The organism is Arthrobacter sp. NPDC056886, from assembly GCF_042788715.1.
GTDB lineage: Bacteria > Actinomycetota > Actinomycetes > Actinomycetales > Micrococcaceae > Arthrobacter.
In genome coordinates, this window is the sequence record NZ_JBHUBT010000006.1 from 220892 (window position 1) to 235163 (window position 14272).

The window sequence follows — 14272 nt, forward strand, 5'->3', positions numbered from 1 at the left end:
CGAGGTCGGCTGGCGGTGGCGTCAGGTGATTGCTATTGCAAGCTTGCTTATCATCGTTTAGTTTAGGGCTGGGATGCGGCCCGCCTTGCGAACGCGGGCCTCCGGCACACGCCTCTTGCCGACTTCCTGACGGGCCGGCTCCGCGTCCAAGTGCGGAGCCGGCCTCGGGGCGCTCCCCGACGGTATGGGCCCCGACCACTCGGAGCCACATCACGCCCACGGACCACGGCACAGGCCACCGCTAGCCGGCGGCGCCGCCGCTTCTTGGAACAGGGAGGGTCAATGGCCCCAACGATCTCGCCCCCTGCCGGTCTTAGGCTGCTCTGAACTTCACGCAGGCGTCCAGACCGGTCGCTCCCGTGGCAGTTCCGGAGGTTCTGGGCGTCAGTGAGGCCTCGGCGCCGCTGGCCCGGGCCAGCTGGTGCACGATGGACAGGCCCAGGCCGCTGCCCTCCCCGCCCTGCGTGCCCCGCCAGAAGCGGCTAAAGGCCCGGTGGCAATCTTCCAAGGAGAGTCCAGGCCCCTCATCCAGGATGTGCAGTTCTATGATGCCTGGTTGTTCACCGTGGGAGACCAGGAGCTGGATCTGGGAGCCCGGCGGAGCGACGGCAAGCGCGTTGTCGATCAAATTGTCGATGATCTGCTCTGCAGCCCCGGGCAGGGCCGCGATGTCCGCCGTAGGCAGGCCGTCCACGCTCAGGCGCACACCTGTCTCCTCCGCGAGAGCCTCCCACTGGTCCTTGCGGGCCATCACTTCGTTGACGAGATCCGTCGTGCCCAGCACGGTTGCCCTGCCTTCGGCCCTGCTGAGCAACAGAAGCCCGTCGATGATGCGCTGCAAACGGTACGTCTCGTCAAGGGAAGCGGCCACCATGCTCCGGCCCGCTTCCGGGTCGGTGGGGATCGTGTCGACGGCGTTCTCGAGCCTCAGCCTTAGCCCAGTCAGTGGGGTGCGGAGTTGATGGGAGGCATCGGAGGCAAATCCCCGTTGTTGCTCGAGCAGATCTTTCAACCGGTCCGCCATGCGGTTGAAGGAACCCGCGAGGGCCTTGAGTTCGGGTGCGCCCCCTTCATCGGTACGCGTGTCCAGCTTGCCATCGGCGAGCAGCTCTGTGGCGGTCCGTAGCCTCTGGAGTCTTCTGGTTACCGCGCCCGCCATGAAGTACGCCAGGATGCCGGCGAGCAAAACCGTTGTACCGGCGACGGTCCAGATGGTCCTCAGCTGGCCGTTTACCTGCTCGGTCACCACCGAGGCAGGGTACGTCAGCCGGACGACGCCGGAAATCTTCTCCCCGCTGAGGACAGGGACTGCGACGTAGAGCAGATCGAGGCCCAACGTCTGGGAATACCGCTGGCCGGCGTTGATCTGCCCGGCCAGCGCGGCGGCAATTTCCGGGCGTGAACCGTACGTTGATCCGGTGGCTGCCTGATCGTCATCCGAAGTCGCCAGGGCCTTCCCTCCGGCGTCGACTATCACCACACGAGCGCCGCCCGCCTCCCCGTATCGACGCACGTCGGCGGCGACTTCCTCGGGTAGCGGGCCACCTGCTCTCAACGCGTCGCCGGCCCTGCCGGCCAGCAGAAACGCGTCTCGTTCGAGGGAGGTGGTGAGGCGCTCACGTTCTACCCGGACCAGGTAGTTCCCCAGCGGAATGTCCTGCACCAGGACCACGAGCAAGGTGATGAACATGAACGCACCGATCAGCCTCCATCTCATCCAGGTACTCCCAGCCTGAACCCGACGCCCCGGACGGCCTCGATCCAGCGTGGATCACCGAGTTTCTTGCGGATCCCGGCTATGTGGGCATCCACGGTTTTCGTGGTGCCGTACCAGTCACCGTCCCACACTGCGCGAAGGATCTCGCGACGCTCGAACACGGCACCCGGGTCAGCTGCAAGGAAGTACAGAAGCTCGAATTCTTTAGCCGTCAGATAGACCTCCACCCCGTCGAGGGCCACGCGACGCGACCGCTGGTCAATGCTCAGGCCGCCGATGTTCCTGCTGATGTCCGCCTCGGAGCGGCCGTTCGGGAGCCGCTCTTCGGAGCGGCGCGCCACTGCCCGGATCCGTGCGATGAGTTCCCGCATCCCGAAGGGCTTGACCAAAAAGTCGTCGGCGCCCAGTTCCAACGCCAGCACCCGGTCGATCTCTTCATCCCGTGCACTGACAACGATGATCGGGGTGGCGGTCAGGGCGCGAATGGCTCGGCACACATCGGTTCCGTCCATATCCGGCAGCCCCAGATCCAGGAGGACAAAATCGGGACACAGTTCACGGACCACCTCCAACGCACGGCCGCCCGTCCCGACATGGCTTGCCCCGAAGCCGGCCCGGCTCAGCCCTTCGAGGACGCCGGCGGCCACTGATTCGTCGTCCTCCACTACCAGGATTTGCATACCTGATTATGTTCCAGCCCACGCGAATCGTGTCGCAATCCACACAATTTGGCCGATCGCGGGCGCAAACTTGGACAGTTCTTGGATTTCCTGAGGGTCTGTCCTGTCCGTTGAATACCTAGGGTTGACACATGAATACAAAAACGGCCCTCGCCCTCACAGCAGCCGGTGTCCTTTTCACCGGATCCGCGGCCCTGGCCGTAAATATTCAGACCCTCAACAGTCCACCGGCCGGGACGACCCCCGCGAACACCGTCCTTCTGCCCCAGAATTCCACAACCGCCACGTCCCCTTCCCCCGCGTCGACGCCGACCACTTCGTCCGTGGAGGATCGCAGACCGGCATCATCTCCGAGCCCCTCCCCCAGTGACGACCGGGGCAACGACAATCCGGCCGCATCCAGACCCGCCACCGGCGGCCGGACCGCGGTCTCCCCCGCTCCCGTCCCGGTACCGGCCCGTGCACCCTCCCGCACGAATGAACCCGGCGACGATCACGGCGGCCACGGCGAACCCGAACCGGGCGACGACAGGCACTCAGGCACCGACGACTAAGGACCACTGCCAACTGCCGAGGCTGAACTGCCGCCAGTCGGTTGTCGGCGGCCTCGACCCCTCACCCTGGGTGCGGCCCATGAACCGAACCCTGGAAATGCCGGCCCCGAAGGAGCCAGCTAGCTTGTCCGCGCGTCGGGCGTGAACGCCCGGTGGCCCACAATCCAAGGCTACCCGCGGCGGCGACGGGAAGGGAGCCTCGCCCCCATACCCGATGGGGCTTTCTGTGTCCGGCCCGCCGGCCGCTTGATCGGGTTCTGGATACCGACGGCGGAAACAACACCACCGAGGATGAGCAGCACCGCCGTAACGGCCACCACGCGGTGAAATCCTTCGAGCTCCAGTTTGCCGCCCACCACCAGGCCCACCAGCGCGATGCCGATCAGACCGGCAACCCTGCTGACGGCGTTATTCACTGCCGAGCCGATGCCCGCCTGCTGTTCCGAAACGGACCCGAGAATGGCCGCGGTGAGCGGTGCGACAGTCGCCGAGAGCCCGACCGCGAACAGGAGGATCCCCGGCATCAGTTGGGTCCAATAGTTGACCGGAATTTCCGACTCAAGCATCAGGAGGTAGCCGACTCCGGCCAGGGCAGGTCCGCATGCCATGAACCAGCGGGGGCCGAACCGCCCGGCCAGCGAGCCAAACCATGACGCGAGGAAGATGTTGACGATGCTGACGGGGAGCAAGGCAAGAGCGGCCAATGTCGCCGGATAGCCGGCAACCTGCTGCAGGAAAAGCACGATGATGAATCCCCCGATCGACAGCGCGGCGTAAACGAACGCAGTGGCTACATTGCCGACGGCAAAGTTTCGGACGGAGAAGAGGCTCAGCGGCAGGAGCGGCTGCCGTGCGGTCTTTTCCCGCCAAATGAAACCGGCGAGGCACAGGATGCCGAGGACGAAGGGCATCATGATGAGCGGGCTCCCCCAGCCGTAATTGGCTTGTTCGATCAGTGCGTAGACCGGCCCGGCCAACCCGAGCACACAGAGCACGGCGCCCGGGTAGTCGATGCTCACGCCCGCCTTGCGAACATCTTTGGCCCGCAACACGCCCAACAGGTATAAGGTCACAGCGATGGGCAGGACGTTGATCCCGAAGACCCACCGCCAGCCCACCGAATCGACCAGCACTCCGCCGAGCAGGGGGCCCGCGATGAAAGCCACGGTGGTACCAGCTGTCCACTGGCCTATCGCCTTCGCCCGGGGCGCCTCGTCAAAGTTTGACGTGATGAGGGCCAAGGAACTGGGCACCAGCAAGGCGCCCGCGACGCCCTGAAGCGCCCTGGCCAAGACCAGCACTTCCGCCGTGGGTGCCAGCGCACACATCACTGACGTCGCGCCGAACCCGATCAGCCCGGCCCGGAGAACCACAACGCGTCCGAGCAAATCGGACAGCGAACCGGCGACCAGGATCAGGGAACCCAGGGTGATCAGGTAGGCATCGACAACCCACTGCTGCGTCGTCAGTCCGCCGCCCAGGTCGCGGGAAATAGCCGGCAGTGCCACGTTGATGACGCTGCTGTCGAGAAACGACACGAAGGACGCGAGAATCGCGATCCAAAGCACAAGCCTCTGCGTACGCGCCGACGGTAGTGAACTCACCCTCCCAGTTAACACCCGCACCCGCGGTTGCCGGACGCTATCCGGGACACGCTCACGCAACGAAGTACGCAGACGACGGCGACTGGCGGGCCGCCACACAGCCCGCGCCGGGCAGGGTGATGGTTCCACGAACTTTGGACGTCCGTCAGCTTCCGGATGAAGCCGGGGACCCAGTCCTAGGAAGTCCACTACCCATCCCGGCGCGGTGAGCGGTTCTTCCGTGGCCCGTGGTCAGTGCAGCTGCCGCTGCCAGTCTTTGGGGACGCGCGAGGCCGGTCCCGGGACGGTCTGATCAAGGGGGTGGTGGGCCGGCGGTTCAAGGTCGGGTCCGTCGATAAAAGAGGAGCTTGGGTAATCGAAGAACCAGTTTTCACCGGGTTCGAAGCTGCGGATGACCGGGTGGCCCGTGGCTCGAGCATGGGCCGTGGCGTGTTGAGCCGGCGAGGTGTCGCAGCACCCGATGTGACCGCACTGGGCGCACCGACGAAGATGCAGCCACCACCCGCCGCCGGCCAGGCACTCAACGCAGCCGGTCCCGCTCGGTGGAACTGAAGCTTCGATTCCAGCTATGGCGTTCATGTGGCTTCCTCCTCGGACCGAGTGCCCCTTGACTCACCCACAACGCTACTCTCGGAGACAATTCCAGCGAAGGAATCGGCTCCCGCGACGGCCACCCTTGAAATGGGTCGACTGCCGGGGTCACCGCCGCCAACCGTCCCGGTCCACCTCAAGGCCCGCTCGGTCCCAGCGTCCTGTCTCTGCGGCCGCCTCGTAGGTGGAATGAAGGAACCGCAGCAGCTTGCTGTCCGGGTCCGGCGCAGAGCGGACATTTTCATATGGAAGGAGGTAGAGCCTGTCGCTTTGGCGATATACGACTCCGTCGGCTTCGCTCACATACTGGGCGTAGCCTGGCGGCTCCGGGTAGGTGTAGGCATAGAAGGCCCCCTCCTCCCCCACTCCGGGCCAGAACCCGCAACTGCTCAGCTCGTGGGAGTAGCCCTCCACCATCACCCAGTCGGCGCAGTTCGGGACCCCGCCGGGGTGGGTTGGCGCCGCCCGTCCGGAGAAGCGCGCGTAGGCCAGATCCATAGACCCCCAGAAAAGGTGGACGGGACTGGCTTTGCCCCTGAAGTGGGAGCGAAACTCGTTCAGGACCCGGTCCGCCTGGAGTAGCTGCTGCCAGAAGGTCCGGATGGCCCTTGGGTCGTAGGAGGCGTGCTGATGGTCGTCGGCGAAGGGTATGGCCGGTTCCACCTCGTTGGGAACCGCACGGATGGGTGCCTGGATGCCGAGCCTGGCGAGGGTTTCAAACACCTCCGCATGGAACGCGGCCACGGACTTGGGTTCGAGGACGACGCTCCGGGTAGTTCCGTCGCTAGCGCGGACGTGCAACTGATGGTCACAGAAATCGAATTCGATGTCGAATGCCCCGCCCCCGTAGGGGATTTTCGACGTCGACAGTCCGCGCGGCGTCACGTACAGCGTCACGTGCCACCAGTGGTTCAGCATCGGGGTGAGCGCCATGCGGATCTTGCCGACAATCTGCGTCCACATGTGCACAGTGTCCCGGGTTTGGATCCAGTCATCGACCCGGAGTTGGGGCCACCCATTGCCAGCGCCAGGAACTTCAGCCGAGCCCATCGCAGGTCCTTCCGTGCCCTATGCCGCCTCAACGGTTTCCGTTCGGCCGTGTCCGTTGGTTCCATCCGTGGAAGCGCGCCCAGTTGCCGGCGCCACGGCTCCGCCATTCCTGCGGGCGAGCCTACGCCGAGGCCGGGAAGCCAGCAAGGGTGCCTGGAGTGGACGCCAATTTACCCTTGACTTTCGCTCTGGAGCGGACAAATGTGGGGTTCCGAGGGCAGCGTCCCCGGTCCGAAGACCGGCCGGGGGGCGACCAGGAAAAGCTTGCTGCAGACCTGCAGCGCGGCCCGCAGCGTCAGCATTTCGACCGGCGTTCGGCAGCGTTCCCGGGTCCACTAGTCTGGTGTCGCCCTGTTCTGGCGCGCCCGACTCAGGGGAGGCCGAGATGAATAGTGTCGATACGAACAGCCACAGCGCTATCGCCAGCCCGCCGGTGAAGCCCGGCGAGTTCAGGCTGGAGGTCATCGTCCTGCCAGTCTCCGACGTCGACCGGGCCAAGCGCTTCTACGAGTCGCTGGGATGGCGGCTGGACGCCGAAGCCGCCGTCGAGGACGGCTACCGTCTGATGCAGCTGACGCCTCCCGGTTCCGGCTGCTCGATCATTTTCGGCGAGGGCGTCACCTCGGCGCCGCCGGGCTCGGCCCAGGGCCTGCACCTGGCTGTCTACGACATCGACGCAGCCCGGGCCGACCTCATCTCGCGCGGGGTCGAGATCAGCGAGACATTCCACGACACCACGGGCGTCTTCCATCACGCCGGGACGGAGGCACGCCTGGACGGTCCGGCCCCCGAACACCGGGACTACGGCTCCTTCGCGTCCTTCAGTGACCCGGACGGCAACGGCTGGGTCCTCCAGGAAATCAAAACCCGGCTGCCGGGCCGCTAAAGCATCAAACGCTGAAAGGAGAGGCTGATGGCCACCACTTACGAGTCCGTGGGCGAGCTTGCGGACGCCCTGAGGCGCGCCGCGAAAGCACACGGCAAACACGAAGAGCTCACCGGCCAGGAGGACGCGAACTGGCCCGACTGGTACGCGCTCTACATGGTGCGCGAGCACGCCGGGGAGGAGTTGCCAACATGAGCGACTACGACGTCATAGTGATCGGCGCCGGCTCACCAGGCGAACACTGTGCGGGCGCTCTCGCCGAGGGCGGCCTGCGCGTGGCCGTGGTGGAACGGGAACTCGTCGGCGGCGAGTGCTCGTACTGGGCGTGCATCCCGTCCAAGACGCTTTTGCGGCCGGGTGAGGCGGTCCATGCGGCAGGTGAGGCCGCCGCCACGGCTGAAGTCGACGTGAAGGCGGCCCTCGCGTGGCGCGACTTCATGGTCTCGGACTACTCCGACGCCGGGCAGGAACGCTGGCTGGCAGATAACGGCATCGACCTGCTGCGCGGCACCGGCCGTCTCGCCGGACCGGGCGTGGTCGAGGTCGACGGCGTGCGCCACACCGCTAGCCACGTGGTCCTCGCCAACGGTGCCGAACCTGTCATACCCCCGGTCCCGGGCCTGCGCGAGCTCGACGGCGTGTGGACCAGCCGCGAGGCGACCTCCATGAAGGCCATCCCCCGCCGCCTGCTCATCCTCGGCGGCGGCCCGGTGGGCGTCGAAATAGCCCAGACGGTGCGCCGATTCGGCGGCGAGGTGGCAGTCATCGACAGGTCCGCACACGTCCTGGCCCGGGAGCCTGCGGCGTTGGGTGAGGCCCTCGGCGAGGTCCTGACCAGTGAGGGCATCGAACTCGTGCTCCCGGCGACCTCGACCGCGGCGCGGCGAGAGGACGGCGACTACATCGTCGAGATCGACGGCGGACGCGAGCTGAGAGGCGACCACCTGCTCGTCGCCACGGGCAGGCGCCCACGCATCCAGGCGATCGGCCTGGAGACCGTAGGCGTCGCGGCCGAGGCCCATGGAGTACCTGTCGACGCGCGTCTGCGCGTGGCGGAGGGCCTGTGGGCGATCGGCGACGTCACCGGCATCTGGCCGCTGACCCACGTCGGGAAGTACCAGGGCGATGTCGTCGCCGCGAACATCCTCGGGGAGCCGCGTGAGGCAAACTATGAGGCCGTCCCGAGGGTTACCTACACGGACCCGCAGGCCGCTGCGGTGGGCGCCGTCGACGGCCGCTTCAGCGCCACGGTGCCGGTCTCTGAGGTATCAAAGACTGCCACCTACACGCGTGCCTACGCCGAAAGCAACGGTTTCCTCACCCTCCTCAGCGACGGCGACCGGCTGACCGGTGCCTACGCGCTCGGCCCGGAGGCCGGCGAGTGGCTGCAGCAGGCAACACTGGCTATCCGGGCGCATATCCCCATCGACGTCCTGAGCGACACCATCCAGCCGTTCCCGACGTTCTCGGAAATCTACGTGTCCGCGCTGAAGGCACTACGCGGGGAGATCGCGGCTACGCGCAGACCGGTAGGCGCCGGACCATCCACGGCGGACTGAGGGCGATCCGATGAACACGACAGCTGCCGCTTCGCCGACCAAACGTGAGCCAGATTTGGCGGGGCAAACCGTGGTGCTGATAGGCGGCAGCGCCGGCATCGGGCTGGAGACGGCACGGCGCTGAGGTGTGGGTCAGGAGGCCGGGTCGATGAGTTCGGGGCCGTTGTTGCGGACGCTGTTCACCCGGTCCGTCACCACCGTCGGCGTCAGGACCGGTTCGGGAATAGCATCCAGGATCCTTTTCACTTCGGTCTTGTCGGTGGTGCCGGGGTTGAGCCAATCCCGGAACATCTCCGGCGGGACGATGACCGGGGCCCGGTCGTGGACGTGGCCCGTCGAGTCGTGGGCCGTAGTGGTCAGCACAGTGCAGCTAAGCAGCCACCTGTGCGGATCATCCTCGGGCAGGGACGGGTCCGGCCAGAACTCGTACAGCCCGGCGAAGGCCAGCAGCTCGTTCTTCTCGGAATGGAGGTGATACGGGATCTTCTTGCCGTCCGGGGTCTTCTCCCATTCGTAATATCCCTCGGCCGGGATCAGGGCCCGCCGCTTGATCGCCGCCTTCCGGAAGGCCGGCTTGTCCAGGATGGATTCGCTGCGGGCGTTGATCAGCTTCGAACCGATCTTTACCTCCTTCGCCCACGACGGGACCAGACCCCAGCGGGCGATCAGGAGCTGGCGCTCCACGGCGTCCTCGTCCAGCCTCTCGGCGATGATCGGGACGTCCTGGGTCGGTGCCACGTTCCAACTCGGCGGAGGCGGGCTGCCCTCGGCGTCCTTCGCCTCGAAATGGCGCAGAAGATCCCCCGTCGCCTTGGACATCACATACCTGCCGCACATGCATTAATTGTGCTCCCGTACCGGCGGCGACGGAGGTTCGGACGGTCAGTCCGGCGTCGCCGTCTGGGACGGAATGCGTGGGCGTATGGGCGTGGGATTCCCCTGCCTATGCGGTCTCCTGCATGTTCCCGAACGCCTTGCGGAGGACATGGATAGCCTGCTCAACGGCGGCCGTGGCAGCGGCGCTTTCGCGCACAGGATTCAACATCATGAAATCGTGGATGATGTTGTTATAGCGTGCGCTTGTGGTCCTGACGCCTGCTTCAACGAGCCGGCGTGCGTATGCCTCGCCTTCGTCGCGAAGGACATCGTTTTCGTCGACAATGAGGAAGGCTTCGGGAAGCCCGGCGAGGTCTTCAAGGGACGCTTGGAGCGGTGAGACCGTGATTTCGCTTCGCTTATCCGTATCGGGCAGGTAGGCGTCCCAGAACCATGCCATACCTTTCGCGGTGAGAAATGGCCCTTCAGCGAACTCCTGGTAGCTTTCGGTGTCCTGTCGTGCGTCGGTGACCGGGTAGTACATCGATTGATGGATGAACTTTACATCCCCGCGCTGCTTGGCCATGAGTGCGACTGCCGCCGTCATGTTGCCTCCGACGGAGTCTCCGGCGATAGCAATCCGTGAGGCGTCCAGACCCTCCGAGCCACCGTGACGAGTGATCCACTGAGCCGCTGCGTACGCCTGCTCAATCGCTACGGGGTATTGGGCCTCAGGCGATCGGTCGTACTCCACGAACACAATTGCTGCTTCGGCGCCGACCGCCAGTTCACGCACCGGACGGTCGTGCGTGCCGGCATTTCCGAGGATCCATCCTCCGCCGTGGATATAAAGGACGGGCGGAAGGACCCCATCGGTGTTCTTGGGCCTGACGATCCTGACTTTCACGTCCCCTACGTCAGTGGGTACTGTGAGCCACTTGTCGTCGACGTCGGGCATGGGGACAGGAGCGGCCTGAATATCGTCGAGGACTTTCCGGGCCCCCTCCGGGCCGAGCTGGTACAGGAAGGGGGGCTTGGATGTTGCATCGGCAATTCCTTGCGCTGAGGTTTCCAGAATGTGCTTTTTCATTGCGAGGGTCCTCATCCTTTATGTGCTGCGAATAGGTGGCCGGCCGCCCGACGGAACCTGATGGCACGCACGCTTTGTACCAATAGGACCGGAATGCATCCGGCAATGTGACAGGGCGAAAGGTCTTCCTCTCGAAGAGAAGCGGCGGGGCTTACCTCCGCAAGGCACAGGCCCGGACCGATGGGCGCCAAGAGCCCACTAGGGCTGCGTCTCTGACAGCAAACTATCCGCTGGCGCCAATCCATGGATGTGCACCAAGTCAGACCTCGCCCTTGCGAACTTGAGGGCAAGCGAATCCTTGGCACCACTGCAGGCTTGAGGCTACGTTCCCGCGGCTGGTCGCTTCGCGTGCTCTACGGCCCATTCGAGGGCGAAGTCTGCTACCTCCTCCCATCCGTCCTGCCCCACGGTGTAGTGCGAGCGTCCAGGGAACTCCTTGTAGTCAGTAACGGTGTTGACGTGGCTGTAGTGCTTGACGTTTGACTGGTTGACCGCTGGAGGCATGAGGTTGTCGTCTCCACCTGCGATGAACAGCAAGGGCGCGCGGTCCTCGTTCCTGAAGTTCACGTAGGTGTCCTGGTGTCCAGGTGTGAAGTTGGCGAGGGGACCGGCCCACACGAAGCTGCCAGGCGTTGGGATGTGGTAGCGCTGGTAGACCTTATCCGACTCTTCCCGGCTGAGGGTGTTGGCGAAGGCGTAGTGGAACTGTTCTGGGGTGAAGCCCACCGCCCGGTGGCGGTTGGCGGGGTTTTTCAATATGGGGAAGAGGGATCTTATCTGTGAAACCGGGGTCACCCTGACGCCCTCCGCTGGCGCGGAGTCTATGACCACCCCTGCTGCCCCGTAACCGTGATCGAGCAGGATCTGGGTAAACAGGCCTCCTGCCGAGTGGCCCATGATGATCGGAGCTCTGTCCAGCTCGCCTACGACACTCTCGAGGTGTTCGACGACCGCAGAGATAGTCAAAGCCTCAATCGGGGACGGATCCTCGTTGAGGGCTTCGACCTCGACCTCGAAGCCTGGGTAGGCAGGCGCGAGCACGCGGTAACCTCGGCCCTCGTAGCGCTCGACCCACTTCTCCCAGCTGCGGGGTGTCACCCAGAGCCCGTGAACCAACACGATGGTGTCCGGGGCGCCCGGGGCGGCGGGGTTTTCTTCAGTCACGGGGGTCCTCCTAACGTCGGGGTGGAAACCCGTGATGGCCTCGCGGGCCGGCTCTGCCGGCTGTTTCGGGCTTCCTCCCACCATTAGGAACCCACCACCATCTATGTGCAATACCGGGACCCGACAACATAGCGATCACTGAGTAGGAGGCGCCCCGAGCCAGACACGAGGCCTTCTTCGATAACCTTGCCACGACGCAGGCAACCCAAGAGGCGGGCCGTGGGAATTCAGGCCAGCCTGCTCAACCTTGAGCGCCTTCCCCCGAACAGTTTGTGGTCCACGGAGTACCGGCCGGCCCCGGCGAGGACAAACAGCAGGCACGCTGCGGCAAGCACCAGGACGAGTTCAATGCCGTTGTTGGCAACAAAAAATCCATGGGTGTGGTGCACAAAAAACATCGCACCGAGCACGTCGACTATGAACAGAGCGGCGAAAATCCGCGTGAGCACTCCAAGAATCAAGGCGACCCCGCCAACCAGTTCCAGGGTTGCCAGCCCCGGGGCTGCAATATCCGCCAGCGGCACGCCCACGTTCCGGAACGCAGCCTGGGTGCCGGCAATCGTGAACTCATTGAACTTCTGCCATCCATGCATCGCAAAAGTGAAACCAAGCACAACGCGCAGAACAAGCATTCCAAGCTGAGCCATTATGTACCTGCCTTGGCGGGAGCCGAACCCGGCCGGTTGGCCATGGGTTTCCTTCAACCTAGCGCCGCACTCCCGATGCCACAATCATTCCGCGGGCCAACCCACATTTCAGCCGGACCGTCCAGAGCCGCAATTTCATCGGGCACCGCTGGGCGACAGTTTGGCAGGCGCCGAACCGGCAGCCAGGTTCGGCCACCGCCCGGACCGACGCAAACTCGCCTGATGAATCCCTGCGAATCAGGCCGGATTTTTTGCTCGCGGCAACCACTCCGGCTGATCGGCGCCCATCGGATGCAGCACGGTGGTGGTGAACCCCTGCGGAAGTGAAGAGAATTCGATCTGATCGGTCATTCCCTGATAGGTGCCGAGTGGGGTCTTCGCGGTGAACAGCTCGGGCGGAATGGCGGAGTGTTCCGCAGTGCTCCCCGCTGCGGTCGTAGCGAACTCCTTGTCGAAGATTCCCAAGGAGATCAGCCAGAGGCAGACGCGGGTAAGAGAGACCCGGACGCGGTAGGAGCCGCCCTCTACAGCTCTGCGGCGGAGCGCCTCCAGTACCCCAACCGTGCCGAACCAGCCGACGATGTTGTCGACGATGGGCAGCATCGGTGGCATCCTGGGGTCTTCGAGGGTGCCGCCGAGAGCGAAGATCCCGCTGACGCAAGCGCCGATCTCATCGAAGCCCGGACGTGTCGCCCACGGCCCCTCGGCGCCGTGCAGCAGCACCTGCGCATGGATCAAACCCCGGTGACCGACAGCGACTTCGTCGGCGGTCAGGCCGACCTGCTCCAGGTGGCCAGGGTGACGGTTGGAGAAGAAGACGTCCGCCTCCCGCAAGAGCTCGTCCAGCTTGGCACGGTCGTCGCCGGCGTCGGACAGGCACGCCGATCGCATGCCTACCTGTGTGTCCCAGTAAAACATTTCGACCTCACTGTCGTCGGGGCGCCACACGTTCAGGACGTCGGCCCCGAACGATGCCAGGTCCCGGCCGATCCCGGAGCCGGCAATGACATGCCCCATTCCCAAGGCCCGGATGCCTTCCAGCGGCGTTGACGCACCCGCTGCCAGCGGCTGCGGGTCGCCGTCGGCGATCTTCTCGACGGAGATGAGCGGCATGTGCTGCAGCACCTGCTGGTACTGCTGCTCCTGGAAGAACTCCTCGGTCGATCGCACCTTGGCGATGATGATGCCAGCTTTTGCGGCCGCTTCCTCAAGCTCGTCGGCGTCCCGCCTGGCGATGGCCTCGTTGATCGACTGGGCGTTGTCCGCGCAGTCCAGGAACGTCAGGGCTTTCTGGTGCAGCCCCGGGTAGACATTGAGTGCCACCACATGCCGCCCGTCCCGGGTAGCGCGGAAGAACGGCACGTCGCCGAACGGGTTGTACTTGTTCCACTTGAGCGACGGCGGCCGTCCGTTGATCTGCTCCCAGCGCCCGTCCGCGAATCCGGAGAACCGCTGGAACGCCCTCCGAATGTCGATGGCGATGTCCTGACCGCTGCCGCCGCGGTCGCGCCAGATCGCTGAGGCAGCAACACCCTTGGCGCCGAGCGCTACCGCAGACGCAGACGCGAAAAGGAAGGGGCTGGCGATCAACGGGTCGGCTCCGCCGTAGAAGCGCACGTGCCCACCAGCGTCCCTGGCGCTGAGACCGACGGCGCTCAGCACGTCGTCGAGGACTTCGGCGTAGTCGAATTCAGAAGAAGTGAGGGGGTTGTTGACGCTGCGCCTGATCCGGTCCGTGAGGCCTGACACTGCCGCTCCCTTGCCGTTGACGCTCATTGCTGATCCTTTCGTAAGAACGTCTGCGTTCCGTAAGACAAGTCGGCCCGCCCGCCTCCCGGCCGCGCCCGTGAATACCACTGGCCGATCCCAGGTCCCTGGCGGCAAGGGGTTGAGCGCTCCTGGTTCTCAGACGTA

At 65.0% G+C, this 14272-nt stretch carries 14 protein-coding genes; 4 read left to right on the forward strand and 10 right to left on the reverse strand.

Going from position 1 to position 14272, the window contains the following annotated elements; genetic code table 11:
• Positions 1-313 precede the first annotated feature (313 nt).
• Both ACFRJ8_RS12335 and ACFRJ8_RS12340 read right to left on the reverse strand, forming a co-directional pair.
• Positions 314-1717 carry an ATP-binding protein gene (locus tag ACFRJ8_RS12335; RefSeq protein ID WP_377986447.1) on the reverse strand — a complete coding sequence of 468 codons (1404 nt, stop codon included), beginning with the start codon at positions 1715-1717 and terminating at the stop codon, positions 314-316.
• On the reverse strand, positions 1714-2397 hold the full coding sequence (locus tag ACFRJ8_RS12340; RefSeq protein ID WP_377986448.1) for a response regulator transcription factor: 684 nt from the start codon (positions 2395-2397) through the stop codon (positions 1714-1716). Before ACFRJ8_RS12340 ends, ACFRJ8_RS12335 begins: the two co-directional genes overlap by 4 nt.
• A gap of 131 nt (positions 2398-2528) precedes the next feature.
• Here ACFRJ8_RS12340 and ACFRJ8_RS12345 point away from each other — a divergent pair, with 131 nt between their 5' ends.
• Entirely contained in the window at positions 2529-2951 is a 423-nt protein-coding gene (locus ACFRJ8_RS12345) for a hypothetical protein (protein ID WP_377986449.1), read from the forward strand.
• Between the two features lie 170 nt (positions 2952-3121).
• Here ACFRJ8_RS12345 and ACFRJ8_RS12350 read toward each other — a convergent pair whose 3' ends face one another.
• The 3 genes from ACFRJ8_RS12350 to ACFRJ8_RS12360 all read right to left on the reverse strand — a co-directional run bounded on the left by ACFRJ8_RS12350 (position 3122) and on the right by ACFRJ8_RS12360 (position 6196).
• A complete protein-coding gene (locus ACFRJ8_RS12350) occupies positions 3122-4576 on the reverse strand; it encodes an MFS transporter (protein WP_377986450.1) in 1455 nt (484 codons plus the stop codon).
• A gap of 210 nt (positions 4577-4786) precedes the next feature.
• Positions 4787-5134: a UBP-type zinc finger domain-containing protein gene (locus ACFRJ8_RS12355; RefSeq protein ID WP_377986451.1), complete on the reverse strand. Its 348-nt coding sequence runs from the start codon at positions 5132-5134 to the stop codon at positions 4787-4789.
• Positions 5135-5254: 120 nt separating this feature from the next.
• Positions 5255-6196: a DUF5996 family protein gene (locus ACFRJ8_RS12360; protein ID WP_377986452.1), complete on the reverse strand. Its 942-nt coding sequence runs from the start codon at positions 6194-6196 to the stop codon at positions 5255-5257.
• Between the two features lie 385 nt (positions 6197-6581).
• Here ACFRJ8_RS12360 and ACFRJ8_RS12365 point away from each other — a divergent pair, with 385 nt between their 5' ends.
• From ACFRJ8_RS12365 to ACFRJ8_RS12375, 3 genes are read left to right on the forward strand one after another with little or no spacing between them, the layout of a single operon-like run.
• Positions 6582-7082: a VOC family protein gene (locus tag ACFRJ8_RS12365; RefSeq protein ID WP_377986453.1), complete on the forward strand. Its 501-nt coding sequence runs from the start codon at positions 6582-6584 to the stop codon at positions 7080-7082.
• Positions 7083-7109: 27 nt separating this feature from the next.
• On the forward strand, positions 7110-7277 hold the full coding sequence (locus ACFRJ8_RS12370) for a hypothetical protein (protein WP_377986454.1): 168 nt from the start codon (positions 7110-7112) through the stop codon (positions 7275-7277).
• Complete coding sequence (locus tag ACFRJ8_RS12375; protein WP_377986455.1) at positions 7274-8641, forward strand: dihydrolipoyl dehydrogenase family protein; 1368 nt, start codon at positions 7274-7276, stop codon at positions 8639-8641. The genes ACFRJ8_RS12370 and ACFRJ8_RS12375 overlap by 4 nt, the downstream gene beginning before the upstream one ends.
• Positions 8642-8773: 132 nt before the next feature.
• Here the strand turns inward: ACFRJ8_RS12375 and ACFRJ8_RS12380 are convergent, their stop codons facing one another.
• From ACFRJ8_RS12380 to ACFRJ8_RS12400, 5 genes are all read right to left on the reverse strand, one after another.
• Positions 8774-9478: an SOS response-associated peptidase gene (locus ACFRJ8_RS12380; RefSeq protein ID WP_377986456.1), complete on the reverse strand. Its 705-nt coding sequence runs from the start codon at positions 9476-9478 to the stop codon at positions 8774-8776.
• A 106-nt stretch (positions 9479-9584) separates the two neighbouring features.
• Positions 9585-10547: an alpha/beta hydrolase gene (locus ACFRJ8_RS12385; RefSeq protein ID WP_377986457.1), complete on the reverse strand. Its 963-nt coding sequence runs from the start codon at positions 10545-10547 to the stop codon at positions 9585-9587.
• 321 nt (positions 10548-10868) lie between these two features.
• Positions 10869-11711: an alpha/beta hydrolase gene (locus tag ACFRJ8_RS12390; RefSeq protein WP_377986458.1), complete on the reverse strand. Its 843-nt coding sequence runs from the start codon at positions 11709-11711 to the stop codon at positions 10869-10871.
• Between the two features lie 227 nt (positions 11712-11938).
• Positions 11939-12358, reverse strand: a complete 420-nt coding sequence (locus tag ACFRJ8_RS12395) for a DoxX family protein (RefSeq protein ID WP_377986459.1) — start codon at positions 12356-12358, stop codon at positions 11939-11941.
• A 237-nt stretch (positions 12359-12595) separates the two neighbouring features.
• The gene (locus ACFRJ8_RS12400; protein ID WP_377986460.1) at positions 12596-14134 is read right to left on the reverse strand and encodes a CoA transferase; all 1539 of its coding nucleotides are present in this window, start codon (positions 14132-14134) and stop codon (positions 12596-12598) included.
• Positions 14135-14272 lie beyond the last annotated feature (138 nt).

What these genes read in the sequence shown, in the direction of transcription:
- ACFRJ8_RS12380 (WP_377986456.1), bottom strand. Translation starts at nt 9,478, where the DNA reads ATGTGCGGCAGGTATGTGATGTCCAAGGCGACGGGGGATCTTCTGCGC.
- ACFRJ8_RS12365 (WP_377986453.1), top strand. Translation starts at nt 6,582, where the DNA reads ATGAATAGTGTCGATACGAACAGCCACAGCGCTATCGCCAGCCCGCCG.
- ACFRJ8_RS12375 (WP_377986455.1), top strand. Translation starts at nt 7,274, where the DNA reads ATGAGCGACTACGACGTCATAGTGATCGGCGCCGGCTCACCAGGCGAA.
- ACFRJ8_RS12345 (WP_377986449.1), top strand. Translation starts at nt 2,529, where the DNA reads ATGAATACAAAAACGGCCCTCGCCCTCACAGCAGCCGGTGTCCTTTTC.
- ACFRJ8_RS12400 (WP_377986460.1), bottom strand. Translation starts at nt 14,134, where the DNA reads ATGAGCGTCAACGGCAAGGGAGCGGCAGTGTCAGGCCTCACGGACCGG.
- ACFRJ8_RS12360 (WP_377986452.1), bottom strand. Translation starts at nt 6,196, where the DNA reads ATGGGCTCGGCTGAAGTTCCTGGCGCTGGCAATGGGTGGCCCCAACTC.
- ACFRJ8_RS12385 (WP_377986457.1), bottom strand. Translation starts at nt 10,547, where the DNA reads ATGAAAAAGCACATTCTGGAAACCTCAGCGCAAGGAATTGCCGATGCA.
- ACFRJ8_RS12340 (WP_377986448.1), bottom strand. Translation starts at nt 2,397, where the DNA reads ATGCAAATCCTGGTAGTGGAGGACGACGAATCAGTGGCCGCCGGCGTC.
- ACFRJ8_RS12370 (WP_377986454.1), top strand. Translation starts at nt 7,110, where the DNA reads ATGGCCACCACTTACGAGTCCGTGGGCGAGCTTGCGGACGCCCTGAGG.
- ACFRJ8_RS12355 (WP_377986451.1), bottom strand. Translation starts at nt 5,134, where the DNA reads ATGAACGCCATAGCTGGAATCGAAGCTTCAGTTCCACCGAGCGGGACC.
- ACFRJ8_RS12335 (WP_377986447.1), bottom strand. Translation starts at nt 1,717, where the DNA reads ATGAGATGGAGGCTGATCGGTGCGTTCATGTTCATCACCTTGCTCGTG.
- ACFRJ8_RS12395 (WP_377986459.1), bottom strand. Translation starts at nt 12,358, where the DNA reads ATGGCTCAGCTTGGAATGCTTGTTCTGCGCGTTGTGCTTGGTTTCACT.